This window comes from Cellulosimicrobium sp. BMG9.23 (assembly GCF_059159985.1).
In genome coordinates, this window is record NZ_JBZGBZ010000007.1 from 322,634 (window position 1) to 346,441 (window position 23,808).

22 protein-coding genes are annotated in these 23,808 nt (G+C 74.1%); 11 read left to right on the top strand and 11 right to left on the bottom strand.

Translation table 11 applies throughout. The features are described 5' to 3' along the window. The first annotated feature begins 138 nt into the window (after positions 1-138). Complete coding sequence (locus AC4H2G_RS14390; RefSeq protein WP_494366402.1) at positions 139-1,899, top strand: alpha/beta hydrolase; 1,761 nt, start codon at positions 139-141, stop codon at positions 1,897-1,899. Here AC4H2G_RS14390 and AC4H2G_RS14395 read toward each other — a convergent pair. After that, complete coding sequence (locus AC4H2G_RS14395; RefSeq protein WP_494366403.1) at positions 1,853-3,304, bottom strand: MFS transporter; 1,452 nt, start codon at positions 3,302-3,304, stop codon at positions 1,853-1,855. The two genes, AC4H2G_RS14390 and AC4H2G_RS14395, sit on opposite strands and share 47 nt — an antisense overlap. A gap of 89 nt (positions 3,305-3,393) precedes the next feature. On the opposite strand from AC4H2G_RS14395, the gene AC4H2G_RS14400 reads away from it, so the two are divergent. Then, positions 3,394-4,107 (top strand): TetR/AcrR family transcriptional regulator, encoded by a 714-nt coding sequence (locus AC4H2G_RS14400; protein WP_494366404.1) that lies wholly within the window; start codon positions 3,394-3,396, stop codon positions 4,105-4,107. Positions 4,108-4,227: 120 nt separating this feature from the next. Here AC4H2G_RS14400 and AC4H2G_RS14405 read toward each other — a convergent pair whose 3' ends face one another. Both AC4H2G_RS14405 and AC4H2G_RS14410 read right to left on the bottom strand, forming a co-directional pair. After that, on the bottom strand, positions 4,228-4,815 hold the full coding sequence (locus AC4H2G_RS14405) for a DUF3060 domain-containing protein (RefSeq protein ID WP_494366405.1): 588 nt from the start codon (positions 4,813-4,815) through the stop codon (positions 4,228-4,230). Between the two features lie 73 nt (positions 4,816-4,888). Then, on the bottom strand, positions 4,889-6,382 hold the full coding sequence (locus tag AC4H2G_RS14410; RefSeq protein ID WP_494366406.1) for a helix-turn-helix domain-containing protein: 1,494 nt from the start codon (positions 6,380-6,382) through the stop codon (positions 4,889-4,891). A gap of 191 nt (positions 6,383-6,573) precedes the next feature. Here AC4H2G_RS14410 and aceA point away from each other — a divergent pair, with 191 nt between their 5' ends. Then, entirely contained in the window at positions 6,574-8,040 is a 1,467-nt protein-coding gene (aceA, locus tag AC4H2G_RS14415) for an isocitrate lyase (RefSeq protein WP_494366407.1), read from the top strand. A gap of 108 nt (positions 8,041-8,148) precedes the next feature. After that, the gene (gene aceB, locus AC4H2G_RS14420; RefSeq protein WP_494366408.1) at positions 8,149-9,927 is read left to right on the top strand and encodes a malate synthase A; all 1,779 of its coding nucleotides are present in this window, start codon (positions 8,149-8,151) and stop codon (positions 9,925-9,927) included. Positions 9,928-10,049: 122 nt separating this feature from the next. On the opposite strand, the gene AC4H2G_RS14425 is transcribed toward aceB, so the two are convergent. Further along, positions 10,050-11,180, bottom strand: coding sequence for an FUSC family protein (locus AC4H2G_RS14425; RefSeq protein WP_494366409.1), 1,131 nt, complete (start codon positions 11,178-11,180; stop codon positions 10,050-10,052). A 93-nt stretch (positions 11,181-11,273) separates the two neighbouring features. On the opposite strand from AC4H2G_RS14425, the gene AC4H2G_RS14430 reads away from it, so the two are divergent. After that, complete coding sequence (locus tag AC4H2G_RS14430; protein ID WP_494366410.1) at positions 11,274-13,052, top strand: SulP family inorganic anion transporter; 1,779 nt, start codon at positions 11,274-11,276, stop codon at positions 13,050-13,052. Positions 13,053-13,055: 3 nt separating this feature from the next. Here AC4H2G_RS14430 and AC4H2G_RS14435 read toward each other — a convergent pair whose 3' ends face one another. Continuing rightward, positions 13,056-13,919, bottom strand: a complete 864-nt coding sequence (locus AC4H2G_RS14435; RefSeq protein WP_494366411.1) for an aminoglycoside phosphotransferase family protein — start codon at positions 13,917-13,919, stop codon at positions 13,056-13,058. A 44-nt stretch (positions 13,920-13,963) separates the two neighbouring features. Between AC4H2G_RS14435 and AC4H2G_RS14440 the strand changes: the two genes are divergently transcribed. Both AC4H2G_RS14440 and AC4H2G_RS14445 read left to right on the top strand, forming a co-directional pair. Beyond that, a complete protein-coding gene (locus AC4H2G_RS14440) occupies positions 13,964-14,155 on the top strand; it encodes a hypothetical protein (RefSeq protein ID WP_494366412.1) in 192 nt (63 codons plus the stop codon). Beyond that, the gene (locus AC4H2G_RS14445) at positions 14,155-14,589 is read left to right on the top strand and encodes a hypothetical protein (protein WP_494366413.1); all 435 of its coding nucleotides are present in this window, start codon (positions 14,155-14,157) and stop codon (positions 14,587-14,589) included. The genes AC4H2G_RS14440 and AC4H2G_RS14445 overlap by 1 nt, the downstream gene beginning before the upstream one ends. 43 nt (positions 14,590-14,632) lie before the next feature. On the opposite strand, the gene AC4H2G_RS14450 is transcribed toward AC4H2G_RS14445, so the two are convergent. Continuing rightward, complete coding sequence (locus AC4H2G_RS14450; protein ID WP_494366414.1) at positions 14,633-15,679, bottom strand: LysR family transcriptional regulator; 1,047 nt, start codon at positions 15,677-15,679, stop codon at positions 14,633-14,635. A gap of 78 nt (positions 15,680-15,757) precedes the next feature. Here AC4H2G_RS14450 and AC4H2G_RS14455 point away from each other — a divergent pair, with 78 nt between their 5' ends. The 3 genes from AC4H2G_RS14455 to AC4H2G_RS14465 all read left to right on the top strand — a co-directional run bounded on the left by AC4H2G_RS14455 (position 15,758) and on the right by AC4H2G_RS14465 (position 18,802). Further along, the gene (locus tag AC4H2G_RS14455) at positions 15,758-17,134 is read left to right on the top strand and encodes an aspartate aminotransferase family protein (protein WP_494366415.1); all 1,377 of its coding nucleotides are present in this window, start codon (positions 15,758-15,760) and stop codon (positions 17,132-17,134) included. Between the two features lie 130 nt (positions 17,135-17,264). Then, positions 17,265-18,176 carry a sulfurtransferase gene (locus AC4H2G_RS14460; protein ID WP_494366416.1) on the top strand — a complete coding sequence of 304 codons (912 nt, stop codon included), beginning with the start codon at positions 17,265-17,267 and terminating at the stop codon, positions 18,174-18,176. A gap of 155 nt (positions 18,177-18,331) precedes the next feature. Then, positions 18,332-18,802 carry a SufE family protein gene (locus AC4H2G_RS14465; RefSeq protein WP_494366417.1) on the top strand — a complete coding sequence of 157 codons (471 nt, stop codon included), beginning with the start codon at positions 18,332-18,334 and terminating at the stop codon, positions 18,800-18,802. Positions 18,803-18,906: 104 nt separating this feature from the next. Here the strand turns inward: AC4H2G_RS14465 and AC4H2G_RS14470 are convergent, their stop codons facing one another. The 4 genes from AC4H2G_RS14470 to AC4H2G_RS14485 form a co-directional block, all read right to left on the bottom strand. Continuing rightward, positions 18,907-19,917, bottom strand: a complete 1,011-nt coding sequence (locus AC4H2G_RS14470; protein ID WP_494366418.1) for a bile acid:sodium symporter family protein — start codon at positions 19,915-19,917, stop codon at positions 18,907-18,909. Positions 19,918-20,022: 105 nt separating this feature from the next. Further along, positions 20,023-20,487, bottom strand: coding sequence for a TFIIB-type zinc ribbon-containing protein (locus AC4H2G_RS14475; protein ID WP_494366419.1), 465 nt, complete (start codon positions 20,485-20,487; stop codon positions 20,023-20,025). A gap of 112 nt (positions 20,488-20,599) precedes the next feature. Beyond that, complete coding sequence (locus AC4H2G_RS14480; RefSeq protein WP_494366420.1) at positions 20,600-20,974, bottom strand: DUF8817 family protein; 375 nt, start codon at positions 20,972-20,974, stop codon at positions 20,600-20,602. A 107-nt stretch (positions 20,975-21,081) separates the two neighbouring features. Next, positions 21,082-21,705 carry a TetR/AcrR family transcriptional regulator gene (locus tag AC4H2G_RS14485; protein WP_494366421.1) on the bottom strand — a complete coding sequence of 208 codons (624 nt, stop codon included), beginning with the start codon at positions 21,703-21,705 and terminating at the stop codon, positions 21,082-21,084. Between the two features lie 107 nt (positions 21,706-21,812). On the opposite strand from AC4H2G_RS14485, the gene AC4H2G_RS14490 reads away from it, so the two are divergent. Further along, entirely contained in the window at positions 21,813-22,607 is a 795-nt protein-coding gene (locus AC4H2G_RS14490; protein WP_494366422.1) for an SDR family NAD(P)-dependent oxidoreductase, read from the top strand. A 42-nt stretch (positions 22,608-22,649) separates the two neighbouring features. Here AC4H2G_RS14490 and AC4H2G_RS14495 read toward each other — a convergent pair whose 3' ends face one another. Beyond that, positions 22,650-23,807 (bottom strand): PfkB family carbohydrate kinase, encoded by a 1,158-nt coding sequence (locus tag AC4H2G_RS14495; RefSeq protein ID WP_494366423.1) that lies wholly within the window; start codon positions 23,805-23,807, stop codon positions 22,650-22,652. Position 23,808 lies beyond the last annotated feature (1 nt).

Consider the following 23,808-nt stretch of genomic DNA (forward strand, 5'->3'; position numbering starts at 1 on the left):
CTACCATCCGCCGCTCGTTCCTCGCGGCTCCCGCCAGTCCCACCACGACGCGGCACCCCCACCCACCCCTCCCGGCGTCGTCTCACCCTGGTCTCGGTTCGGCGGGTCGATCGTCGCTCGCGCGCCTACGCTCTCGGGGTGCAGCCCACCCTGACGGAGATCCGTGTCCCTGAGCCCGTCGAGGACGTGCCCCGGCGGCACGGGGTGTGGGGGCGGTGGGTGCGGCGGTTCTCCGCGACCGGGCTCGCGCTCGCCCTGCTGTGGTTCTGCGTGTCGTTCACGCCGTCGCTCATCCCGCGCGCCTGGTACTACCAGGCGGTGATCTCCGGCGTGAGCGCGATCGGCGGGTACGGGGTCGGGGCGCTCGTCGAGTGGTTCGCGGTGAAGGTCGGGCTGCGGATCCGGTGGACCGCGCGCGCGAGCCGCGTCGCGTGGTGGGTGCTCGCCGGGGCCACGATCGTCGCCGTCCCGCTGTCGCTCGTCCTCGGGGCTCGGCGGCAGATCGAGCTGCGGCACCTGTTCGGCATGGCGGAGGACGTGCCCGGTCGTGAGGTCGTGACGCTCCTCCTCGCCGTGGCCCTCGCGCTGCTCGTCCTCCAGGCCGCGCGGGGGCTGCGCCGGCTCGCGCACTGGTTGAGCCTGCTCGTCGACAACGTCGTCCCGGCGGCCGTCGCGCGGTTCGTGAGCGGACTGGTCGTCGCGGTCGTCCTCGTGCTCGTCGTCAACGGCGTGATCTGGTCGGGCGTGCTCAGTGCGATGAACTCGATCTTCGCGACGGCGAACGACGAGATCGACCCGCGGCTCACACCGCCGACCCGGCCCGAGCGGTCCGGGTCCGAGGCGTCCCCCGAGTCGTGGGACTCGCTCGGCGCCGAGGGCCGCAAGTTCGTCGTCTCCGGGCCGACCCTCGACGAGCTGCGCGCCTTCGCGCAGGCGGGCGACGTCGTCGACCCCGCGGACGTGCGCGAGCCGGTCCACGCGTACGCGGGACTCGACGCCGACGGCGACCTCGACGCGACGGCGGCACGCGTCGTCGACGAGCTCGACCGGACCGATGCGTGGGACAGGTCCGTCCTCGTCGTCGCGACGACCACGGGGACCGGCTGGGTCGACCCGGCCATGACCGAGGCGCTCGAGCTCATGCACGGCGGTGACACCGCGATCGCGAGCATGCAGTACTCGTACCTGCCGAGCTGGATCAGCTTCGTCGGCGACCGGTCCACGCCGCCTGCCGCGGGCAAGGCGCTGTTCGAGGCGGTGTACGACCGGTGGTCCGAGCTGCCCGAGGACGACCGTCCCCGCCTCCTCACGTTCGGCATCTCCCTCGGGTCGTTCGGTATGCAGGGCGCGTTCAGCGGCGTCCAGGACCTCGAGGCCAGGACCGACGGCGCGATGTTCACCGGGACGCCCGGGTTCACGCCGCTGTGGCGCGAGGTCACCGACGCGCGGGACGCCGGGTCGCTCGAGTACGCGCCCGTGCTCGACGGCGGCCGGCAGGTCCGCTGGGGCGACCCGGTCCGCACCGGGGTCGCGGACGTGTGGGGACCGGGACCGCGGTGGGAGGAACCACGCGTCGTCTACCTGCAGCACGCGTCCGACGGCGTCACGTGGTGGTCGCCCGAGACGCTGTGGTCGGAGCCCGACTGGCTGCGCGAGCCGCGCGGACCGGACGTCCTCGGCGACGTCAACTGGTACCCCTTCGTCACGTTCTGGCAGCTCACGGGCGACCTGTTCGTCGCGGCGGCGTCCGACATCCCGCCCGGGCACGGGCACGTCTACAAGCTCGAGTACGCCGACGGTTTCGCGGCCCTGCACGCGCCGGACGGATGGACGGACGCCGACACCGCGCGCCTCAAGGCCGCGATGGACGCTCCCGTCCAGGGCGGGTCGATCGGCTGAGGACGACGAGCGCCACGGCGACGACGACGCCGACCGCGCTGACCGCGGCGGCGACCCAGAACGCCGCGGCGAACGGCCGACCCGGGTCGGCGCTCGTGGACCCCGCGGCCAGCAGCGCCGCGACGACGGGCGCCGCGGCGGCCGAGCCGACGGTGCGGATGACGCTGTTGAGACCCGTCGCCGCCCCGATCTCCTCGGGCGGCGACCACGCGACGACGAGTTGCGCGCAGATCGCGTACCCGATGCCGTTGCCGAGCCCCAGGACGGAGAACGCGACGACCACTGCCCACGGCACCGTCGGCCACAGCGCCAGCCCGACGGAGCCCGCCAGCATGACCGCGACCGCGACGCCGGACGTGGCGGGAGCTCCCACGCGCGCCACGAGGACGGGCGTGAACCGGCCGCCGAGGAAGACCAGGATCGCGCTCGGCAGCATCGCGAGGCCCGACGCCGTCACGTCCAACCCGTGCCCGTACCCGGTGCTCGTCGGAGCCTGCATGAGCACCGGCAGCGCGACGTAGCAGACGTACGGCACGAAGCCGACGGCCACCGTCAGGACGCTGACCAGCGCGAGCGGGCTGTGCCGGAACGTGCGGACGTCCACGAGCGGTGCGTCCCGGCGCAGCTCGACGAGCACGAGCAGGGCGAGCAGCGCGACGCCGGCCACGCCCACCACGACCGTGGGCGGCGACGCCCAGCCCCACGAACCACCCTGGGAGACGGCGAGCAGGACCCCGACGAGACCACCGGCGAGGAGCACGATCCCGGGCCAGTCGGTCCGACGACGCACCACGGGCGCGGTCGCCGTCGGGACCCACGCGAGCACCAGCCCGGCGGCCACCACCACGAGCACCGCGGCCAGCACGAACATCCACCGCCAGGACAGCGCCTCGACGATCACGCCGCCGAGGACGAGCGCGGCGCCCGCACCGAGCCCGATCATCCCCGAGATCCACCCGAACGCCGCGGCGACCCGGGGCGCGGGCAGCAGGTGCCGGGCGAGGGCGAGCGCGAGCGGGAACGTCGCCGTGCTGACGCCCTGGACGACGCGCGCCCCGAGGAGCACCCCGAGGTTCGGCGCGGCGGCTGCGGCGAGCGTGGCGAGCGCGAAGACGCCGAGGGTGCCGAGCAGGACGCGCCGGTGACCGAACCGGTCGCCGAGGTTGCCGACCACCGGTGCGAGCACGGCCCCGGCGAGGAGGAAGGCGGTGAGGATCCAGCCCGTCCCCTGGGGTCCGGCGTCGAGCTCTCGCCCGAGCGTCGGCAGGGCCGGCACCACGAGGGTCTGCATGAGCGAGAAGGCGAGCACGACGACGCTGAGAGCCGCCGTGACGAGGCCCGGACGCTGTAGGCCTGCTGTCTCGGGCGGTGCGCTGGGCGCGGTAGTGGTGAGGCCGGTGGTCACGGGAGGAGCTCGCTCTCGTCAGCGGTAGATCGGAACGGAACATTCGTTCCGATAGCCCATCGTACCGCGCACCCCACTACGGTGATCGCATGCCCGACGACGCCCCCGACCGCCCCGCTCTGTCCGGCCGCCTGCGAGAGGCCCGGGCCAACGACACGGCGATCCTCGCCGCCGCGCGGGAGGTCTTCTCGGCCCAGGGGCACGGCGCCTCGGTCGCGGACGTCGCGCAGCGCGCCGGGGTCGGGGTGGGCTCCGTGTACCGGCGCTACCCCACCAAGGAGTCACTGGTCGAGGCGCTCCACGTGTCGGGGGTCCGGGACCTCGCCGACGTCGCGACGTCGATCGCCGACGCTCGGGACGCCGGCCGGGACGACGTGCCGGACGACGGGGCGGACGGCAGGCCGGACGGGACGGGAGCGGAGCGTGACCACGGCGCCGTCGCCGAGCTCCTCGCGCGGCACATCACCGAGGCGTCCGGGCCGCTCCTGCGCCCACCGGGGGCGCAGAGCCCCATCCCGCCGGAGCTCGCCGCCGCGTCGGACCACCTGCGCGCCGGGCTGGACCGGCTCGTGGCGCACGACCGGACCGCACGCCGCGTGCCCGACGGATTCACCGCCGCCGACGTCATGCAGCTCCTCGTGCACCTCCGCCCACCGCTGCCGTTTCCCCGCGAGCAGTCCGACGCGCTGCACCTGCGCTACCTCGCGCTCGTGCTGCGTGGCCTGCGCGAGCAGGCGGCCGACGGCGTCGCGCTCGCGGACGGCCCCGACTGGGACGAGTGGGTCGGCGCCTGGCACGACTGAGAAGCGACGTGCAGGGGCGCCGGTCCCGGAAGTCGGTCAGTCCCGGACGATGTCAGTCCGGGACGATGGTCAGTCCCGGACGATGTCAGTCCGGGACGATGGTCAGTCCGGGACCGGTGGTCAGTCCCGGACGACCGAGGTCCCCTCGCCGCCGTCGTCGACCGTCGGGGCGTCGCCGCTCTCGTACGAGACGCGCACACCGTTGCCGCTGACCTGCACCGTCGCCACGCTGCCGACCTCGACCCGTGCGCCGTGACCGGAGACGGCGAGGGCCTCGACATGGCCGTCGACGTCCACGCGCGCGTCGTTCCCGGAGATCTCGAGGCTCTCGAGGTCGCTCGCCTCGACGTCCACCTCGGTCCCGTGGCCCGTGAGGACGACGGTCGAGCACCCGCCCACGACGTCGACGTCCGCGCCGTCCGCGCTGATCTCGACCGCGCCGCCGGCACAGTCGACGCGGGCGTCCCGGGCTCCGTGCTCGGCGAACACCTGACGGTCCGTCGCGTCGTCGGCCGTCCCGGCGCCCGCGGTCCCGTCGTCCGCGGAGCCGTCGTCCGCGGCGCCACCGTCCACGTCTCCGTCCGCGTCCGCGTCCGCCGTCACGGTCTCGGTGACCGTCTCCGGGTCCTCGGGGTCTCCGCCGCAGGCGGTGAGGCCCAGGACCAGGACGACGGGCACGGCGAGGAGGGCGAGGCGACGCGGGGTCATGCTCTCCATCGTCGAGAAGGTCTGTTGACCGGGCAACCGGGGACTGCTCCCGCGGACGGTGACCTCGAGCACGCTACGCGGGCGCGTGCCGCTCGAGGAAGCTGAACACCTCGGTCTGGTCGACCCCCGGGAACGCACCCGCGGGCATCGCCGCGAGCATCGACGCGTGCGGTCGCGCGCTCGGCCACGCCTGCCCGGACCACCGGTCGGAGAGCGCGTCGGGCGGGCGGCGGCAGCACGCGCCGTCGGGACAGCGGGAGACGAGGCGCTCGGTCGTGTCGCGCCCGAGGAACCACTTCACGTGCGCGAACGGCACCCCGACGCTCACGGAGAACTCGCCGTCCGCGGAGCCCTGGACGCGGGACGTGCACCAGTACGTGCCGCTCGGGGTGTCGGTGTACTGGCTGAACGGGCTGAGCCGGTCCTCGACCGCGAACACCGTGCGCGCGGTCCAGCTGCGGCACACGTACTGGCCCTCGACCGCGCCGAGCGGGTCCGCCGGGAAGCGGACGCCGTCGTTCTCGTACGCCTTGTGGATGACGCCGGACTCGTGGACCTTCATGAAGTGCACCGGGATGCCCAGGTGCTTGGACGCCAGGTTCGTGAACCTGTGCGCCGCGGTCTCGTACGAGACCGCGAACGCGTCGCGCAGGTCTTCGATGGAGATCTCGCGCGCGTCCTTCGCGGTCCGCAGCGCCTTGACGGCGTGACGCTCGGGCAGCAGCAGCGCCGCCGCGAGGTAGTTCGCCTCGACGCGCTGGCGCAGGAACTCGCGGTAGTCTCCCGGCTCCGCGTGGCCCAGGACGTGGGGCGCCAGCGCCTGCAGCAGCGCCGACGTCGCGTTGGACCGGCCGCGCATCCCGTTGCTCGGCAGGTAGACCCGGCGGTGCCGCAGGTCGAGCACGGAGCGCGTCGAGTGCGGAAGATCGCCCACGTAGTGCAGCGTGAAGCCCAGGTGGGACGCGATCTCGGCCGCCACGCGCTGCGGCAGCGGACCGCCGGCGTGGCCGACGCCGTCGAGCAGCTCCGCCGCCGCGTCCTCCAGCTCGGGGAAGTAGTTGTCCTGCGCGCGCATCGTGGCGCGCAGCTCGGCGTTGGCGCGGCGCGCCTCCTCGGGCGTCGCCGCGCGCTCGGTGTGCAGGCGTTCGAGCTCGCGCCGGAGCGCGACGATCGTCTCCAGCGCGTCCGTGGGCAGCGACTTGCCGACGCGCACCGGCCGCAGCCCGAGCGCGTCGAAGAGCGGGCCCCGCTGCGCGCGCTCGAGCTCGATCTCCAGCGCGTCGCGCCGTGACGGCGGCTCGGCGGAGAGCAGGTCGTCGAGGCTCGCGCCGAGCGCGCGCGCCACCGCCTGGAGCTGCGCGAACCGCGGCTCGCGCCGGCCGTTCTCGAGCAGGGACACCTGCGACGGTGCGCGGCCGATCGCCGCGCCGAGCTCGTCGAGCGTCATGCCGCGCTCGGTCCGCAGGTGGCGGATTCGTCGGCCGATCGTCAACGCGTCGGGCTCGCTCTCGAGCGGGATCTCCGCATGTTCCGCGATTCCCGCGGGTCGCGTCGTCGGGATAGCCATGACTGAGAGTGACACATGCCACTCCTTGTGCGCAACGGAAGAAGGTCGATTCTTTCGCCCGATCTGGCTTGAGAACGGCCATCTGGAGGCACGAAGGTCGAAACACGGCCTCACCGCGAGGTCGTCGATCGATCCGCACAACCGTCGGGCGAGCACCCGCCTCACCGACGACTCACTCTCAGGAGGCACCTGTGAACAGGCCCACCATCGTCAGCCGCCGGTCCGCGACCGAGTACGTCGGCGGTCCCCGCGCGCTCGGCACCGTCCGCACGGCCGACGGCGCGGCGGGCGTCCCGGCGGGCGGGTCACCGGAGCAGGCCGGACACGACCTCGCGGGCGCCGGCAGCCACACCGTCCGCCCCGGCGACCAGACGCAGACCGCCGCCGACCTGGCCCGCTCGTGGGCCGAGGACCCCCGCTGGGACGGGATCGCCCGCGACTACACCACGCAGGACGTCGTCGCGCTGCGCGGCTTGGTGCGCGAGGAGCACACGCTCGCCCGACGCGGCGCGGAGCGGCTCTGGGAGCAGCTCCACACCGAGGAGTGGGTCGCCGCGCTCGGCGCGTACACGGGCAACCAGGCCGTGCAGCAGGTGCGTGCCGGACTGCAGGCCATCTACCTGTCCGGGTGGCAGGTCGCGGCCGACGCCAACCTGTCGGGCCAGACGTACCCCGACCAGTCGCTCTACCCGGCGAACTCCGTGCCCGCCGTCGTGCGCCGCATCAACAACGCGCTGCTGCGCGCGGACCAGGTCGAGAGGGCGGAGCGGGCCCGGACCGGTGAGACCGACGAGCCGGGCCGGGACTGGCTCGCCCCGATCGTGGCCGACGCGGAAGCCGGCTTCGGCGGTCCGCTCAACGCCTACGAGCTCATGCACGCGATGATCGCGGCCGGTGCCGCGGGCGTGCACTGGGAGGACCAGCTCGCGTCGGAGAAGAAGTGCGGCCACCTGGGCGGCAAGGTGCTCGTGCCGACGTCGCAGCACGTGCGCACGCTCAACGCGGCCCGGCTCGCCGCCGACGTCGCGGGCGTGCCGTCGGTGATCGTCGCGCGGACCGACTCGCTCGCCGCGGACCTGCTCACGTCCGACGTCGACGAGCGCGACCAGCCCTTCCTCACGGGCGAGCGCACGGCCGAGGGCTTCTACCGCGTGCGGCCGGGCGAGGACGCGGTGCTCGCACGCGGCCTCGCGTACGCGCCGTACGCCGACCTGCTCTGGGTCGAGACGGGCACGCCCGACCTCGGGCTCGCCCGGCGCTTCGCCGAGGCGGTCCACGCCGAGCACCCCGGCAAGAAGCTCGCGTACAACTGCTCGCCGTCGTTCAACTGGCGCAAGCACCTCGACGACGCGCAGATCGCGAGCTTCCAGAAGGAGCTCGCCGCGATGGGCTACGCGTTCCAGTTCATCACCCTCGCCGGCTTCCACGCCGTCTCGCACTCCATGTTCGAGCTCGCGCGCGGCTACAAGGACCGTGCCATGAGCGCCTACGTCGAGCTGCAGGAGGCCGAGCTCGCCTCCGAGGCCGACGGCTACACCGCCACCCGCCACCAGCGGGAGGTCGGCACCGGCTACTTCGACCGGGTCGCCACGGCTCTCAACCCCGACGCCGCCACCCTCGCGCTCGCCGGGTCCACCGAGACCGCCCAGTTCCACTAAGCCCCTCCCCTCCGCGAGATAGAACGCGCGGCATCGAGATAGAGCTCGCGGAGCTCTACCTCGGCGCCTGCGGTTCTATCTCGAGGGGCACGACCTTCGGAGCACGCCATGACCACCACGTCCACCACCTCTCCCCCGCGCACGTCCGGCCCGCTGCCCGACGGCGGTCCGCACCCGGGCGGCCCGGCCCGCCCCGCGTCGTCGGGCACCGCGCAGCGCGCGCCCCAGGGCACGCTGCGCGTGACCGGCACGCTCGGCGAGCGGTACCGCGAGATCCTCACGCCCGAGGCGCTCGACTTCCTCACCGCGCTGCACGACCGGTTCGTGGCCCGGCGCCACGGCCTGCTCATGGACCGCCAGCAGCGCCGGCAGGACGTCGCCGACGGGATCGACCCCGACTTCCGCGCCGAGACCCGGCCGGTCCGCGACGACCCGTCGTGGCGCGTCGCCGGCTCCACCGGGGCGCCCGGCCTGGCGGACCGGCGCGTCGAGATCACCGGTCCCACCGACCCGAAGATGGCGATCAACGCGCTGAACTCGGGCGCGAACGTGTGGCTCGCGGACGCCGAGGACGCGTCCTCGCCCACGTGGCGCAACGTGATCGAGGGCCAGCTCGCGCTGCACGACGCGATCCGCGGCACGCTCGAGCACATGGTCGTCGGCGCGGGCGCCGAGAGGAAGGAGTACCGCCTGCGCTCGACGACGCTCACCGACCTCCCGACCATCGTCTTCCGCCCGCGCGGGTGGCACCTCATCGAGAAGCACCTGCGGTACGTCGACCGGGCCGGGGTGAGCGTCTCGGCGTCGGCGTCGCTCGTGGACTTCGGTCTGTACTTCTTCCACAACGCCCACGAGCTCGTCGAGCGGGGGCGCGGCCCGTACCTCTACCTGCCGAAGCTCGAGGGGTACCGCGAGGCGCGGCTGTGGAACGACGTCTTCGAGCTCGCCCAGGAGTGGGTCGGGATCGAGCAGGGGACGATCCGGGCCACGGTGCTGATCGAGACGCTACCCGCGGCGTTCGAGATGGAGGAGATCCTCTACGAGCTCCGCGACCACTGCGCCGGGCTCAACGCCGGCCGCTGGGACTACCTGTTCTCCGTGATCAAGGCGTTCCGCACCCGCGGCGACCAGTACGTGCTCCCCGACCGCGCGCAGGTCACCATGACGGCCCCGTTCATGCGCGCGTACACGGAGCTGCTGGTGTCGACGTGCCACCGGCGCGGGGCGCACGCGATCGGCGGCATGAGCGCGTTCATCCCCGACCGCCGTCGTCCGGACGTCACGGAGCGCGCGATCGAGCAGGTGCGGGCCGACAAGCGGCGCGAGGCGACGGACGGGTTCGACGGCACGTGGGTCGCGCACCCGGATCTCCTCGACGCCGCCCGCGGAGAGTTCGACGCGGTGCTCGGCGACCGGCCGAACCAGGTCTCGCGGCAGCGCGACGACGTGCGCGTGGGTCAGCACGAGCTGCTCGACATCGGCTCGGCGCGGCGCGCGGGCGCCACCGTGACCGCCGCCGGTCTGCGCGCGAACGTGTCGGTCGGCGTGCGCTACGTCGAGTCGTGGCTGCGCGGCGTCGGCGCGGCGGCCATCGACCACCTCATGGAGGACGCCGCGACGGCCGAGATCTCGCGCTCGCAGGTGTGGCAGTGGATCGCCTCCGCGACGCGGACGGAGAACGGCGTGCCGATCACGCGCGAGCGCGTCGAGGCGCTGCTCGCCGAGATCGTCGACGACCTGCCCCGCACGCCCGGCAACCGGGTCGACGACGCGGCCGCCGTCTTCCGGGCGGTGGCCCTCGCCGAGGACTTCCCGACGTTCCTCACCATCGGGGCGTACTCGCAGTTCCTCGTCGGCTCGGACGTCGACCTGCCGCACCCCGCCTGACCGCGCCTGACCTCGCGTGACCTCGCCCAGCGTCGGGGCCGACCGCCGTCGGGACCGTCCGGACACCCGGACGGTCCCGGCGTCGTCGTCGTCCGCCGTCGCCGGTCACGCGTCGACCTGCGTCACGCGTCGCCCTCGTCGGATTCCTCGGACGTCGCCCGGTTCGCGTCGAGGGCACGCTCGATGTCCAGCACGATCGCCCCGGCGGCGAGGTAGTCGTCACCCGGACCGTCGGCCCGCTGGCGCGCCAGCGCAGCCCGCAGCTCGCGGACGGCGAGCAGCGCCGGCTCCCGGTCCGCGTCGGGGCCCTCGCGGACCACGACCGCCAGCGCCCCGAGCGCCTCGGCCACGGGGTGGCGCAGCTCGGCGCCGAGCACCCGACGGTCCACGTCGAGGTCGTCCCGCTCCCCCTCCGTGAGGACGCGCACGAGGTCCGTGACGACGGCCGTCGTCACGGACAGCCGCTCGGACCTGGCCTCCTGGTCCTCGACGCGCCCCCGTTGGCGTCGCGCCCGGACGTTGAGCCGCTGCGCCTCGCGCGCCTCGTCCGCGGCGCGTCGCGCACCCTCGACCGCCGGGGCGACGCCCCGCCGCCGCTCCTCCCACTCCTCCGGCCGCGGAGCCCTGTCGCCGTGCAGGCCGTCGGCCAGCGCGTCGAGCTGATCGGCGAGGACGTCCCTGAGCTCGTCGAGCGCGGCCTCCGACGGCGCGAGCGGCAGCGGCGGTGCGACGAGGTTCACGAGCACGCCGACACCCGCACCGGCGACCACGAGGCCGATGTACGCGACGACGAACTCCGACTGGTCCCGCGCGCCGCCGATGACGAGGACGAAGAGCGCCGACGTCACCGTCCACGACCCCATGTCGCCGAGGACACGCCACCCCGCGAGCAGGCTCGCGACGACGATCACGACCGCGACCGTCAACGAGTCGGTCGGCAGCACGAGGTCGAGGACGCCCGCGACCGCCGCACCGACGACGATGGCGAGGGTCGCCCGCACCGACTGGCTCACGGACCGCGCCGCGGTCGAGGAGGTCGCGACGACGGCGCCGAGCGGGGCGTAGTAGCGGTAGTCGGCGAACGGGTCGGGGAAGGCGAGGCCGATCAGCCAGGCCACCCACCACGCCAGCCCGGCCGCGATGCCGGAGCGCAGCGCGACCGCCCACACCGGGTGCACGGCCATCCAGCGCACGGTGCGCGACGCGCGTCGGCGCACGACGACCCGGGTACCAGGGGGAGACGTCTCGGACATGCCGCCATCCTCGGCCGAGGACGGCTCGCTCGCCTGGTCGGCCCGGTCCGTCCGTGCCAGAGTCGTCGCCATGCGACACGCCTCGGGGCCCCGGTGAGCCGCCCCCGCCCGCTGCGGGCGGCCCACGCGTGGTGGCAGGGTGTGCGCCCCGCGCGTGGGACGTTCGGGTCGTCCGCGAGCGCCGGCGTGCCCGGTGCGGTCGGCGGCGTCCCGGACGGCATGGCCGCCGCGACGCTCGTCGGCGTCAGCCCGATCCACGGGCTGTACGCGACGGCCGTCGGCCGGATCGCGGGCGGGCTCACCGTGGACTCGCAGCGCATGATCGTCACCACGACGAGCGCGGCCGCCCTCGCCGCCGGGTCGGCGGTCGCCACGGTGGACCCCGACGACCGGCTGGGAGCGCTCGTCCTCATGACGACGCTCGCCGGCGTGCTCATGGTCCTCGCGGGCGTGGCTCGGCTGGGGCGGCTGACCGGGTTCGTCTCCCACTCGGTCATGACGGGGTTCCTCACCGGCGTCGCCGTGAACATCCTCCTCGGGCAGCTCGCCGCCCTCACCGGTGCGGACCCGACGTCGTCCCTGGCCGTCGGCGACGCCTACCAGGTGGTCACGGCGCCCGGCACCTGGGACTGGCCCACGGTCGCCGTCGGGACGAGCGCGGTCCTCCTGCTCCTCCTGCTCGCCCGCACGCGGATCGCCCCGTTCGCGGCCGTCGTGGCGCTCGTCGTCACCGCCGTCGGGGTGTGGGCCCTGCGGGCCGGCTCCGTCGAGCTGGTCGCGGACTCCGGGGCGATCCCCGTCGGCCTGCCCGCGCCGGCCGTTCCCCAGCTCGGCCTGCTCTCCGCGGACGTCGTCGTCGGGGCGTTCGCCGTCGCCGCGATCGTGCTCGTCCAGGGTGCGGGCGTCGCCGAGTCCGTGCCGAACCCGGGCGGCCGGCGCGCCGACTCCGACCGGAACTTCGTCGGCCAGGGCGTCGCGAACATCGTCGTCGGCGTGTTCCGCGGCATCCCCGTCGGCGGGTCCGTGGGCCAGACGGCGGTCTCCACCGCCGCGGGGGCGCGCGACCGCTGGGCGGGGGTCATGTCGGGCGTGTGGGTGCTCGTCGTCCTCGTCGCGCTGTCCGGGCCGGTCGGTGCCGTGCCCTCGGCGACGCTCGCGGCGGTCCTCGTGGTCGCGTCCGCGGGATCGATCCGCCTGTCGGCGATGGCGACGGCGTGGCGGACCGGCAGCCAGTCGCAGATCGCCATGGCGACGACGTTCCTCGCGACGCTCCTGCTGCCGGTCGCGGCCGCCGTCGGGATCGGCGCCGCGCTGTCGATCCTGCTCCAGGCCAACCGCGAGTCGCAGGACCTGCGGATCGTGCGGCTCGTGCGGCAGGACGACGGCCACGTCCGCGAGGAGCCCGCGCCGCGGCGTCTGCCCGGCCAGGAGGTGACGGTGCTCGACGTGCACGGCAGCCTCTTCTACGCCGGCGCGCGCTCGCTCGAGGCTGCGCTGCCCGACCCGTCCGGCGCGCGCGAGGCTGTGGTGGTGCTCCGCCTGCGCGGCCGCGTCAGCCTCGGGGCCACCGCGTTCACGGTGCTCGCGTCCTACGCCGACCGGTTGGGCGCGCACGGGGGTCGCCTGTTCGTCAGCGGGGTGGACCCGGCGCTCGCGGACCTGTTCCGCCACGTCATCGACCTGCGCGAGCACGAGCGCATCGCCGTGTTCCCCGCCCGACCGGTGATCGGCGAGTCGACCGCCGAGGCGCGCCGGCACGCGGAGGCGTGGCTGGTCCACGGCGTCGAGACGCAGGAGATCCCCGTCGTCCGGGGCCCCGGGCCGCTGCGGCGCCTGTGGTCCTGGGCACGGCGCGGCGGGCGTCGGGGCTGAGCGTCAGATGAGCGCGCGCACGAGCTCCGGTCGCTCGGCGGCGAACCAGGCCTCGTTCTCCCGGATGCGGTCCCCGACGCCGTCGTCCCACATGCGCTGCCACCCGCCGCCGCGCGTCGCGGCGGCGTGCCGCATCGCGTACCAGCTGCGCGCGAACCGCTGGGCGAGCACGTCGAGGAGCCCGAGCCGGTCGGACCGGTCGAGGCCGTACGCCTCGGCGAGGAGCCGCATGCGGCGCCCGGCGTCGAGGTCCCGGGTGACGTCGGGACGCGCGTGCGGAGGGCTGATCGGCGCCCAGTAGAGGAGGGTGGTCGCGACGTCCAGCAACCGGGTCGTGGGCGCCGCGAGGTCGAAGTCGATCACGCCGACCAGGCGGTGCGGCCCCTGCGGGTCCTCGCCCGCCGGGAGGAACAGCGCGTTCTCGACCGTCACGTCGTTGTGCCCGACGACGTCCGGTGCGTCGAACACGTCCGGCACCTCGGGGAACTGGGCCCGCTCGGGCCACGCGACCCCGTCGGGGAGGACCACGTCCGTCGACACGTCGTGCAGGGCCCGCTGCCACTCGCCGAGCTGTCCGAGGATCTCCTCGTCGGTCGCCCAGGCGTGCGGCGGGCGGCCGCCCATCTGTCCCGGCAGGAACGTCACGACCTCGCGGCCGTCGTCGTCGATGCCGAGGAACCGCGGCGCGCGGTCGAACCCGACGCGCTCGAGATGCAGCAGGTACGCCTCGACGGCGGGGCTGTGCGGGCCGCGCGGGCGGCGCACCGTGTCACCGCGACGCACGAGGCCGTCGGACACGTCGCCCCCGAGGAGCGGTACCTCGACCTCGTCGGTCGTGCGGTCGACGAACCGGGTGGCTTCACTCATACCGGACACCCTCGCACGGGGGACCCGCCGCGGGCCAGGGTCTAATGCCACCTCGCCTCACGTCCCTCGGGAGCAACTGGACGCTCGCGCCGAACGGCAGCCATGCCGACGCAGGCACGTCGTTGCTCGCGCGACCATGGACGGGCCAGGCTGTGGACGACGGCCGTCACGACCGTTCTCACGCGGCCCTGTGGACGCACGTCGAGGACGGCTTCGCCGCCACCACCCTGTGGTGATGACGACACCCCGAGCCTCGATCCGTCCCGGTGACCGACTGCCCGACGACGACGCCCTCCTCGCGTGGATCGAGTTCCTCCATCAGGACGCCGACGCGGTCCGCTTCAGCCTCTGGATCACGTTCCTCGACGCCGAGGACCGCCCTTTGCGGGCGATCGTCCCGGTCGATGACGTCCCGCCCTCACCCGACTACCAGATCGTCGAGAACCTTGTGTGCGTCGTGCGCGACGTGCTCGCGGAGCAGGCACCTGGTGGAAGCACGGTGCTCATGCTCGAGCGCCAGGGTTCCGACTCTGTCACGACGGCGGACGGCCGGTGGTTCGCCGCCCTGCACGACGCTGCCGTGCGCCGGGGTGTCCGGCTGCGCGGCGTGTTCCTCGCGACCGGACGGCGAGTGCGGGCACTGACTCCGGACGATGTCCCGGCGCGGTGACGCTCGTCCCTCGCCGAGGGCCACCGTCCAGGACGCGTGACCGCTAGTCGGCGTCGTCGACGAGCACGGGCGGCGCCTCGCCGGATGCCGTGACGCCCTGCCGGGAACCTCGCCCGCGCGCGACGCGGCGCAGGCCCGACAGGACCGCGGCGGTGGCGGCCGTCGGCGGTGCCCCTCGACGCATTGCGGCGTACACCTGACGTGTCCTCGGGCTCTTGAGCGCGCGGACGTCGACGGCGTACCGGCGATCGACGGCGAGCCCGGGCAGGAGCGCGACGGAGAGCCCGGCCTCGACGTGAGCGAGCAGGAGCTCGTAGCTCGGGAGGCGCGCCACGACGCGCGGCTCGAACCCTGCGTCGCGGCACGCGCTGCCGAGAAGCGTCGACAGGTAGGTGCCCGCCAGGTCCGCCGACCAGCGCGCGTCGGCGAGGCCCGCGAGGTCGACCGGGTCGGACGAGGCCTGTGGCAGCGCGTCGGCGACGCCGTCCTGCGACGGCGCACCGGCGATACCGTCCCTCGACGTCGCGGCCGGGGTCACGAGCACGACCGGTTCCTCGAGCAGGGGCACGGTCGCGACGTCGGGACCGGCGAGCGGGGCGCCGTCGAGCAGGTCGGCCGTCACGGCCAGGTCGACGTCCGCGCGTCGCAGCGCAGGGCCGCTCTCGCGCGGGTCCAGCTCGACGACGTCGATCTCGACACCCGGGTGCTCCGTCGCGAGCCGGAGCGCGAGCGGGATCACGAGCTGCCGCACCGCGCTCGAGAACGCGGCGACGCGCACGACCCCGGCCGGCTGACCGTCGGGGTGTGCGAGCTCCGCCTCCGCGAGCGCCATCTGGTCGAGGATGACCCGCGCGTGCCGAGCGAGAGAGCGTCCCGCGGGAGTGAGCCGCACGCGCCGTCCGGTTCGCTCGAGGAGACGTGCACCGGTCTCGGCCTCGAGCGCGGCGAGCTGCGCCGAGACCGCGGACGGGCTCAGGTGCAACGAGGCGCCGACAGCGCGCACGGTGCCGAGGCTGTCGAGCCGCGCGAGGATCTGGAGCCGGGCGGCGTTGAGCACGGTTCCCTCCTGCTGCTCGGTGAGCGCTCGCAACGCTGTGCGATTCTTCCGCACAGACTGTACGAGAAGTCGCGCTGTACGCGCACAGCGGGTCGTCCCTAGGCTCGGCACATGACCGCGCCCGTCCCGCCCCTCTCCGTCGCCTCGGGCGAGTCCGCGGAGGCCGTCGCCCGTTTCTGGGCCGACGCCGACACGCACCTCGTGCGGTACGGCGGGCCGTTCACGCCCGAGGTCGTCGAGAGCGCCTCGGGCAGCTTCGTGACCACCGCGGAGGGTCGCCGGATCCTCGACTTCACGTCGGGCCAGATGAGCGCGATCCTCGGGCACAGCCACCCCGCTGTCGTGGAGACGGTGCGTCGCCAGATCGGCACGCTCGACCATCTCTTCAGCGGGATGCTCTCGCGGCCCGTCGTCGACCTCGCGCGGCGCCTCGCGGACACGCTCCCCGACCCGTTGGAGAAGGTCCTGCTCCTCACGACCGGTGCGGAGTCGAACGAGGCCGCGATCCGGATGGCCAAGCTCGTCACGGGCGGGCACGAGATCGTCTCGCTCGCGGGGTCGTGGCACGGGATGACGCACGCCGCGGCCGCCGCGACGAACAGCGCCGGACGCCGCGGCTACGGGCCGACGGCGCCGGGGAACCTGGTCATCCCGGTGCCGAACGCCTACCGCCCCGACCATCTCACGCCGGACGGCGAGCACGACTGGCGCCGCCAGCTCGACCTCGCGTTCGACCTCGTCGACGTGCAGTCGACCGGGAACCTCGCGGCGTGCATCGTCGAGCCGATCCTCAGCTCGGGCGGGATCGTCGAGCTCCCGCAGGGGTACCTCGCGGCGCTGCGGGACAAGTGCCACGAGCGCGGGATGCTCCTCATCCTCGACGAGGCGCAGACCGCGCTGTGCCGCACGGGCTCCTGGTACGCGTTCGAGGGACGGCCTGGCGACGAACCCGTCGTTCCCGACATCCTCACGCTCTCGAAGACGCTCGGGGCGGGGCTGCCGCTCGCGGCGGTGGTCACGAGCGCCGAGATCGAGGAGCGTGCGCACGAGCGCGGCTTCCTGTTCTTCACGACGCACGTGTCCGACCCTCTGGTCGCCGCGGTGGGCGGCACGGTGCTCGACGTCCTCGAGGCCGAGCACCTCGACGCGCGCGTGCGCGTCCTCGGCGACCGCCTGCGCGCTGGCCTCCTCGAGCTGCAGTCCCAGCACGAGGTCGTGGGCGACGTGCGCGGTCGCGGGCTCCTGCAGGGCATCGAGCTCGTGCTCGACCGGGAGTCGAAGGAGGGCGCCGACGCGCTCGGCACGCTCGTGACCCGCCGTGCTCTCGAGCGCGGGCTGCACCTGAACGTCGTGCAGCTGCGCGGCATGGGTGGCGTCTTCCGCATCGCCCCGCCGCTGACCGTCACCGACGACGAGCTCGACCTCGGTCTCGAGCTCCTCGACGCGGCGCTCGGGGACGCGACGCGCGAGCTCCTGGGACAGCGCTGAACCCCGCGTAACACCGTCTCAGCATGCGCAACGCCCCTTCCACGGAGCGGACACCCCGCCTAGCCTGACGGGCGGAGAGCCGCGCAGCCTGTCGCGCGCACACCCCGGCACGCCAGCCCCTGGAGGAACCATGCCCGCACCGCTCGACACCACCGAGAAGATCACGCAGTACGCCCACCCCGACCGCCTCGTGAGCACCGACTGGCTCGCGGAGCACCTCGGCCAGCCGGGCGTCGTCGTCGTCGAGTCCGACGAGGACGTGCTGCTCTACGAGACCGGCCACATCCCCGGTGCCGTGAAGATCGACTGGCACACGGACCTCAACGACCCCGACACCCGCGACTACATCGACGGCAAGGGCTTCGCCCAGCTGCTCGGCTCGAAGGGCATCGGCCGCGACACGACGATCGTCGTCTACGGCGACAAGAACAACTGGTGGGCCGCGTACGCCGCGTGGGTCTTCACGCTGTTCGGCCACGAGGACGTGCGCCTGCTCGACGGCGGTCGCGGCAAGTGGATCGCCGAGGGCCGCGAGACGACGACGGACGTCCCGGAGCCCGACGCCGTCGAGTACCCGGTCGTCGAGCGCGACGACGTGACGATCCGCGCGTTCAAGGAGGACGTCCTCGCGCACATCGGCAACGGCCCGCTCGTCGACATCCGCTCCCCGCAGGAGTTCACGGGCGAGCGCCTGCACATCCCGGACTACCCGGAGGAGGGCGTGCTGCGCGGCGGCCACATCCCGACGGCGCGCAACGTCCCGTGGGCGACCGCCGTCGCCGAGGACGGCACGTACAAGTCGCGCGCCGAGCTCGAGGCGATCTACCAGGAGGGCGGCCTCGGCCTGCAGGCGGACGACGAGGTCGTCACGTACTGCCGCATCGGCGAGCGCTCGAGCCACACGTGGTTCGCGCTGACCTACCTGCTCGGCTTCGACAAGGTCCGCAACTACGACGGCTCGTGGACCGAGTGGGGCAACGCGGTGCGCGTGCCCATCGTCAAGGGCGACCAGCCGGGCGAGGCCCCGGCGTCGCTCAGCTGAGCCTCCTTCACTTCCCTGCCCGACGGCGCGGGGTGAGCCTCTCCACGAGGCTCGCCCCGCGCCGTCGGCGTCCCCCGGGCGAGCACCCGGCCGCTGGGCGTTCCGCACGGTGGGACCGCGATGCCCGGCGCCCGGACCGGTGCGAGGATCGACCCATGAGCGCCTCCACGCCCGACACCGCGCCCGAACCGGCGCTGCCCACGTCGCTCGCCGAGATCCGCGAGGACTTCCTCGCCGTGCCCGAGCGTGAGCGCCTGCAGCTCCTGCTCGAGTTCGCGAACGAGCTCCCGGACCTCCCGGAGCGCTACGCGAGCGCGCCCGGCATGCTCGAACGCATCGAGGAGTGCCAGTCCCCCGTCCGGGCGTTCGCCGAGGTGGGCGCCGACGGCGTCGTGCACTTCTACGCGACGGCGCCGGCCGAGGCGCCGACGACGCGCGGGTTCGCGTCGATCCTCGCGCAGGGCCTGTCGGGCCTGACCGCGCAAGAGGTCCTCGACGTCCCCGACGACTTCCCCATGTCGATCGGGCTCACGCGCGCCGTGAGCCCGCTGCGCATCGGCGGGATGAACGGCATGCTCACGCGCGCCAAGCGCCAGGTGCGCGAGCAGGTCACCGCGCGCGCCTGAGGTCTCCCCTGCCCAGCACGGGGCCGGCCACCGTCGACCACGGGGTTGGCCACCACGCTCGGCCGAATACGGTGGCTGATCCCGTGTTCGGCGACCGGCCTTGCTCAGGCCCGCAGGGCCAGGCGCCGGGCGAGCACCGCGCAGACCACGAGCTGGAGCTGGTGGAAGACGATCACCGGCACGGCGACGACGCCCGCCACGGCGACCGGGAAGAGCACGCTCGCCATCGGCAGGCCGGTCGCGAGCGACTTCTTCGAGCCGCACATGAGCAGCGCGATCCGGTCCTCGCGCGACAGGCGCAGCGCCGCGCCGCCCCACCACGTGATCGCGAGCATCGCCGCGAGAAGCAGGCCGCTCACGCCGAGCAGCGCGACGATCGCCCACCCCGACACGCTCGACCACACGCCCGCCGACGTCGCCGCCGCGACCGCGCCGAACACGACGACGAGGATCGTGCCCCGGTCGACGGCGAGCGTGAGCCAGCGGCGCGCGCGGATCCAGTCACCGACCCAGGGCTGCAGCAGCTGCCCCACGACGAACGGGACCAGGAGCTGGAGCAGGACGGTCCGCAGCCCGCCCAGCCCGCCCGAGCCGTCGACTGCACCGGCAGCCGTCCCGCCGACCGCACCGGCCGGACCGCCCGACGCGTCCGAGAGCAGCCACAGCACGAGGAGCGGCGTGACGACCATGCCGAGCACGTTCGACACCGTCGCACCGCAGATCGCGCCCGCGACGTTGCCGCGGGCCACCGACGTGAACGCGACCGACGACTGCACCGTGGACGGCAGCAGCGCGAGAAAGAGCACCCCGACGGCGAGCCCCTCCCCGATCACCGGGGCGACGGCCCACGCGACGACGAGGCCGAGCAGCGGGAAAACGACGTACGTCGACGCGAGGATCCCGCCCTGCAGCCGCCAGTTCCGCAGGCCGGCCCACACCTCACGCGTGGCGAGCCGCATGCCGTAGACGAGGAACAGGACGGTGACCGCGACGTCCGCGACGACGTCCACCACGCGTTGCGCACCCGGCCCCACGGGCACGACGAGCCCGAGCACGAGCTCCACGAGCAGCGTCACGACGAACGGGTCGACCCACCGGCTCAGGACTGCACGCACGAGGACCGAGCCTAGCCCCCGGCTCCGGCCCCGGAGCCCGTGGCCGTCGGCACGGCGCTCAGGTCAGCACGGTCGGTCTGGCACGCTCGATCCAGCACCCGCACGTCAGAAGTCGAAGAGGTCCCCGAGCCACGACTCCTTCTTCTTCTTGCGCTGGGGGTAGCGCGGGTCGTAGCGGTCGCCCTCGTACCGGCGGTCGCCGTCGTACCGGCGGTCGCCGTCGTACCGGCGGTCGCCCTCGTTCCGGCGGTCCCGGTCGTCGTAGCGACGCTCGTCCCGATAGCGGTCGTCGCGACGCTCGTCGTAGCCGCGCGGCGACCCGTAGTCGGCCGGCTGGGTGGCCGGGTACGCGGTGGGCCCGGGCGCGGGGGCCCCCGCGGGGACGACGGGTGGCGCGGCCGCGGCCGGTCCTGCGGCCTCGGCGGCGATCTCGCCCTCGACCGAGCGGTCGATGATCTTGTCGAGCTCGCCGCGGTCGAGCCACACGCCACGGCAGGTGGGGCAGTAGTCGATCTCGACGCCCTTGCGCTCGGTCATCACGAGCACGGTCTGGTCGGTCGGGCACAGCATGCGGGTCCTCCTGCTCGGGGTGCTGCTCGGGTCGCCGCCGGGACACTGCCCGGGAGCGGCTGAAGGTGCTGCGCAGTCCAACGCGGATCGGCCCGCGCAGGTTCCCGACCGCTCAGCCGTCCCCCTCGCCGCCGAGCTGCTCGCGCAGCTCCTCGGCACGGTGCACCTCGTCGTCGAGCCCGGCGAGCGCGTCCGCCAGGAGCGGCAGGGCCTCCGCGCCGGCGAGGAACCGGGCGGCCCCGGCATCGTCGTGCAGGCGCAGCGCGAGGTCGGCACGCAGGACGAGGGCGCGGAAGCGGAGGGGTTCGGAGACGGTGCGGGCACGCACGCCCTCGGCGTCGAACGCGCGGTCGAGCACTCGGGCCGCCCCCGACGGGTCTCCGGCACCCCGCAGGATGCGGGCGTGCTCGACGGCGCGGGCCAGGTCCGGCGGTGGTTCGACCCGGCGCCTGGGCAGGCCCGGAGCGTACGCGTCGCGTCCCGTCACGGCACCTCCCAGCAGCCCCCACAGCGTCGATCCACCCTAACCCGCGGGGGCTGGACGACGGCTGGACCTGCCCCCGTGTGCGGTCACGACACCGCGCACCCGCACGGTCATCGGTCGCCCCCACGCCCCAGGACCGGGTCGAGCACCGCGTCGACGAGCGCCCGGCGGTCGCGCTCGAGGCCGTCGGGCCACTTCTGGTGCGGCTTGTGCAGGCGCAGGGACACGAGCCCGTGCAGAGCCATCCACGTGCGGGTCGCGGCCTGGCGCGCGTCGTCGGGTGGCACCGCGCCCTCGACGAGGATCTCGGCGGTCTCCTCGACGAGCCGGTCGCCGGGGACGTCCTGCCCACCGTCGATGCCGAGCGAGTCGACGCTCTCGAAGAGGAGCTGGTATGCGCCCGGATGCTCCAGACCCCAGGCGACGTACGCAGCAGCGCCCCGGTGCATGCGCTCGCGGGCCTCGAGCGCCGGGTCGTCGGCAGCACGCAGGGCCTGCGCGAGCCCGTCGAGGTGGCGCTCGAGCACCGCCCAGATGAGGTCGGCCTGCGAGGTGAAGTGGAGGTAGACCGCGGCGGGCGAGACCCCGACGGCACGTGCCACCGCTCGCAGGGACGGCGTTGGCACGCCGCGGGGCCGCGCGAGCAGCGCCGCCGCGGCGTCGACGAGCTCGCGACGGAGCTGCTCGCCCTGGCCCCGGACGTGCGGGACTCGGCGGCTCGGCGTCGTGGTCACGGGCGTCGACCGGCTCTTGCGTCGGCCACAAGTTCGGTGTACACCTGTTCACCATACTCGGTGAACGGGTGTACACCTTTCATCGTCCGCAACCCTGGAGGACCACCATGCCCATCGACTACACCGGCACCACAGCCCTGGTCACGGGCGCGAGCTCCGGGCTCGGTGCCGAGTTCGCGACCCGCCTGGCCGAGCGCGGAGCGGGTCTGGTGCTCGTCGCGCGACGCGTCGACCGGCTCGAGGGCCTTGCGGCCCGCCTCCGCTCGCGGACGGGCGTGGACGTGACGGTGCTGCCGCACGACCTCGCGACGGCCCGGCCCGGCCGGGCGCTCGCCGCGGCGCTGCGGGAGCGGGGTATCACCCTGGGCACGCTCGTGAACAACGCGGGCTTCGGCTCGCACGGCGCGCTCGCCGACGCCGACCCCGACCGCGTGGCGGCCGAGGTCCAGGTGAACGTCGCGAGCCTCGTCGACCTCACGCGCGCGTTCCTGCCCGAGCTCGTCGCCACCGGGCGCGGCGCGCTCGTCAACGTCGCGAGCACCGCCTCGTTCCAGGCGACGCCCGGCATGGCGGTGTACGGCGCGACGAAGGCGTTCGTCCGGTCGTTCACCGAGGCGCTGTGGTACGAGACGCGAGGCACGGGGCTGCGCACTCTCGCCCTGTCCCCCGGCCCGGTCCCGACCGAGTTCTTCGACGTCGTCGGCGCCGACGAGGCGAAGATCGGCCAGGTGCGCAGCGCCCAGCAGGTCGTGCACGACGCCCTGCGCGCGCTCGACCGGCGCGACGCACCGCCCGGCGTCGTGCCCGGGCTCGGCAACCGCCTCCAGACGTTCGCGGCACGCCTCGCCCCGACACGCGCGATCGTCACGCTGTCCGGGCGGATGCTCTCCCCGGCACGCTGAGCACGAGCCCGACGGTGCGCCGGGGAGTGCCGACCGGCGGCGTCAGCGCTGGACGCGCGCGCTGCCGCCCGAGGCGAGCTTGCGGACCTCGGCGAGCGACGCCGTCGACGTGTCGCCCGGCGTGGTCATCGCGAGCGCGCCGTGCGCGGCGCCGTACTCGACGGCCTCGGCGATCGACCCGAGCTCCATGAGCCCGTACGCGAGGCCCGAGGCGAACGAGTCGCCGCCGCCGACGCGGTCGAGGATCTCCAGGCCGGGGCGGTGCGTCGCCTCGGCGAAGCCCTGCACGCGCGACCACGCGATGGCGCCCCAGTCGTTGACCGTGGCCGTCTTCACGCCGCGCAGCGTCGTCGCGATGACCTGGAAGTTCGGGTACTCCTCCGCCGCACGGCCGATCATCGCGCGGAACGCGCCCGTGTCGAGGTCGGTGAGGTTCTCGTCCACGCCCTCCACCTCGAAGCCGAGGCTGGCCGTGAAGTCCTCCTCGTTGCCGATCATCACGTCGACGTAGCGCGCCAGGCGACGGTTGACCTCCTGCGCGCGCTCCACGCCGCCGATCCCCTGCCACAGCGACGGGCGGTAGTTGAGGTCGTAGGACACGATCGTGCCGTGGTGGCGCGCAGCGGCCATCGCCGCCTCGGCGACGTCGGCGCTCGACTCGGACAGCGCGGCGAAGATGCCACCGGTGTGGAACCAGCGCACGCCGCGGCCGAACAGCGCGTCCCAGTCGACGTCGTCGGGCCGCAGCTGCGCGATCGCGGTGTTGCCGCGGTCGGAGACGCCGACGGCGCCGCGCACGCCGAACCCGCGCTCGGTAAAGTTCAGGCCGTTGCGCACGGTGCGGCCGATGCCGTCGTAGGAGCGCCACACGACGTGGCTCGTGTCGAGCCCGCCGGTGAGCATGAGGTCCTCGACGAGGCGGCCGACCTCGTTGTCCGCGAGCGCGGTGACGACGGCGCCGCGCAGGCCGAAGCAGCGGCGCAGGCCGCGCGCGACGTTGTACTCGCCGCCGCCCTCCCACGCGTCGAAGCTGCGCGCGGTCTTGATGCGGCGCTCGCCCGGGTCGAGGCGCAGCATGACCTCGCCGAGCGCGACGACGTCGTACGCGCACTCGTCGGCGGGGCGGACGGCGAGCGGCGCGGTGCCGGCGGAGGTGCCGGTGGTGGTCTCGGTACTGGTCTCGGTGGGGGTGGTGCTCACG

Excerpts from the sequence above, each read along its gene's own strand:
- AC4H2G_RS14460 (WP_494366416.1), top strand. The coding sequence starts at position 17,265 with ATGCCCGCACCGCTCGACACCACCGAGAAGATCACGCAGTACGCCCAC.
- AC4H2G_RS14455 (WP_494366415.1), top strand. The coding sequence starts at position 15,758 with ATGACCGCGCCCGTCCCGCCCCTCTCCGTCGCCTCGGGCGAGTCCGCG.
- AC4H2G_RS14465 (WP_494366417.1), top strand. The coding sequence starts at position 18,332 with ATGAGCGCCTCCACGCCCGACACCGCGCCCGAACCGGCGCTGCCCACG.
- AC4H2G_RS14425 (WP_494366409.1), bottom strand. The coding sequence starts at position 11,180 with ATGTCCGAGACGTCTCCCCCTGGTACCCGGGTCGTCGTGCGCCGACGC.
- AC4H2G_RS14490 (WP_494366422.1), top strand. The coding sequence starts at position 21,813 with ATGCCCATCGACTACACCGGCACCACAGCCCTGGTCACGGGCGCGAGC.
- AC4H2G_RS14435 (WP_494366411.1), bottom strand. The coding sequence starts at position 13,919 with ATGAGTGAAGCCACCCGGTTCGTCGACCGCACGACCGACGAGGTCGAG.
- AC4H2G_RS14440 (WP_494366412.1), top strand. The coding sequence starts at position 13,964 with ATGCCACCTCGCCTCACGTCCCTCGGGAGCAACTGGACGCTCGCGCCG.
- aceB (WP_494366408.1), top strand. The coding sequence starts at position 8,149 with ATGACCACCACGTCCACCACCTCTCCCCCGCGCACGTCCGGCCCGCTG.
- AC4H2G_RS14475 (WP_494366419.1), bottom strand. The coding sequence starts at position 20,487 with ATGCTGTGCCCGACCGACCAGACCGTGCTCGTGATGACCGAGCGCAAG.
- AC4H2G_RS14400 (WP_494366404.1), top strand. The coding sequence starts at position 3,394 with ATGCCCGACGACGCCCCCGACCGCCCCGCTCTGTCCGGCCGCCTGCGA.
- AC4H2G_RS14445 (WP_494366413.1), top strand. The coding sequence starts at position 14,155 with ATGACGACACCCCGAGCCTCGATCCGTCCCGGTGACCGACTGCCCGAC.
- AC4H2G_RS14410 (WP_494366406.1), bottom strand. The coding sequence starts at position 6,382 with ATGGCTATCCCGACGACGCGACCCGCGGGAATCGCGGAACATGCGGAG.
- AC4H2G_RS14405 (WP_494366405.1), bottom strand. The coding sequence starts at position 4,815 with ATGACCCCGCGTCGCCTCGCCCTCCTCGCCGTGCCCGTCGTCCTGGTC.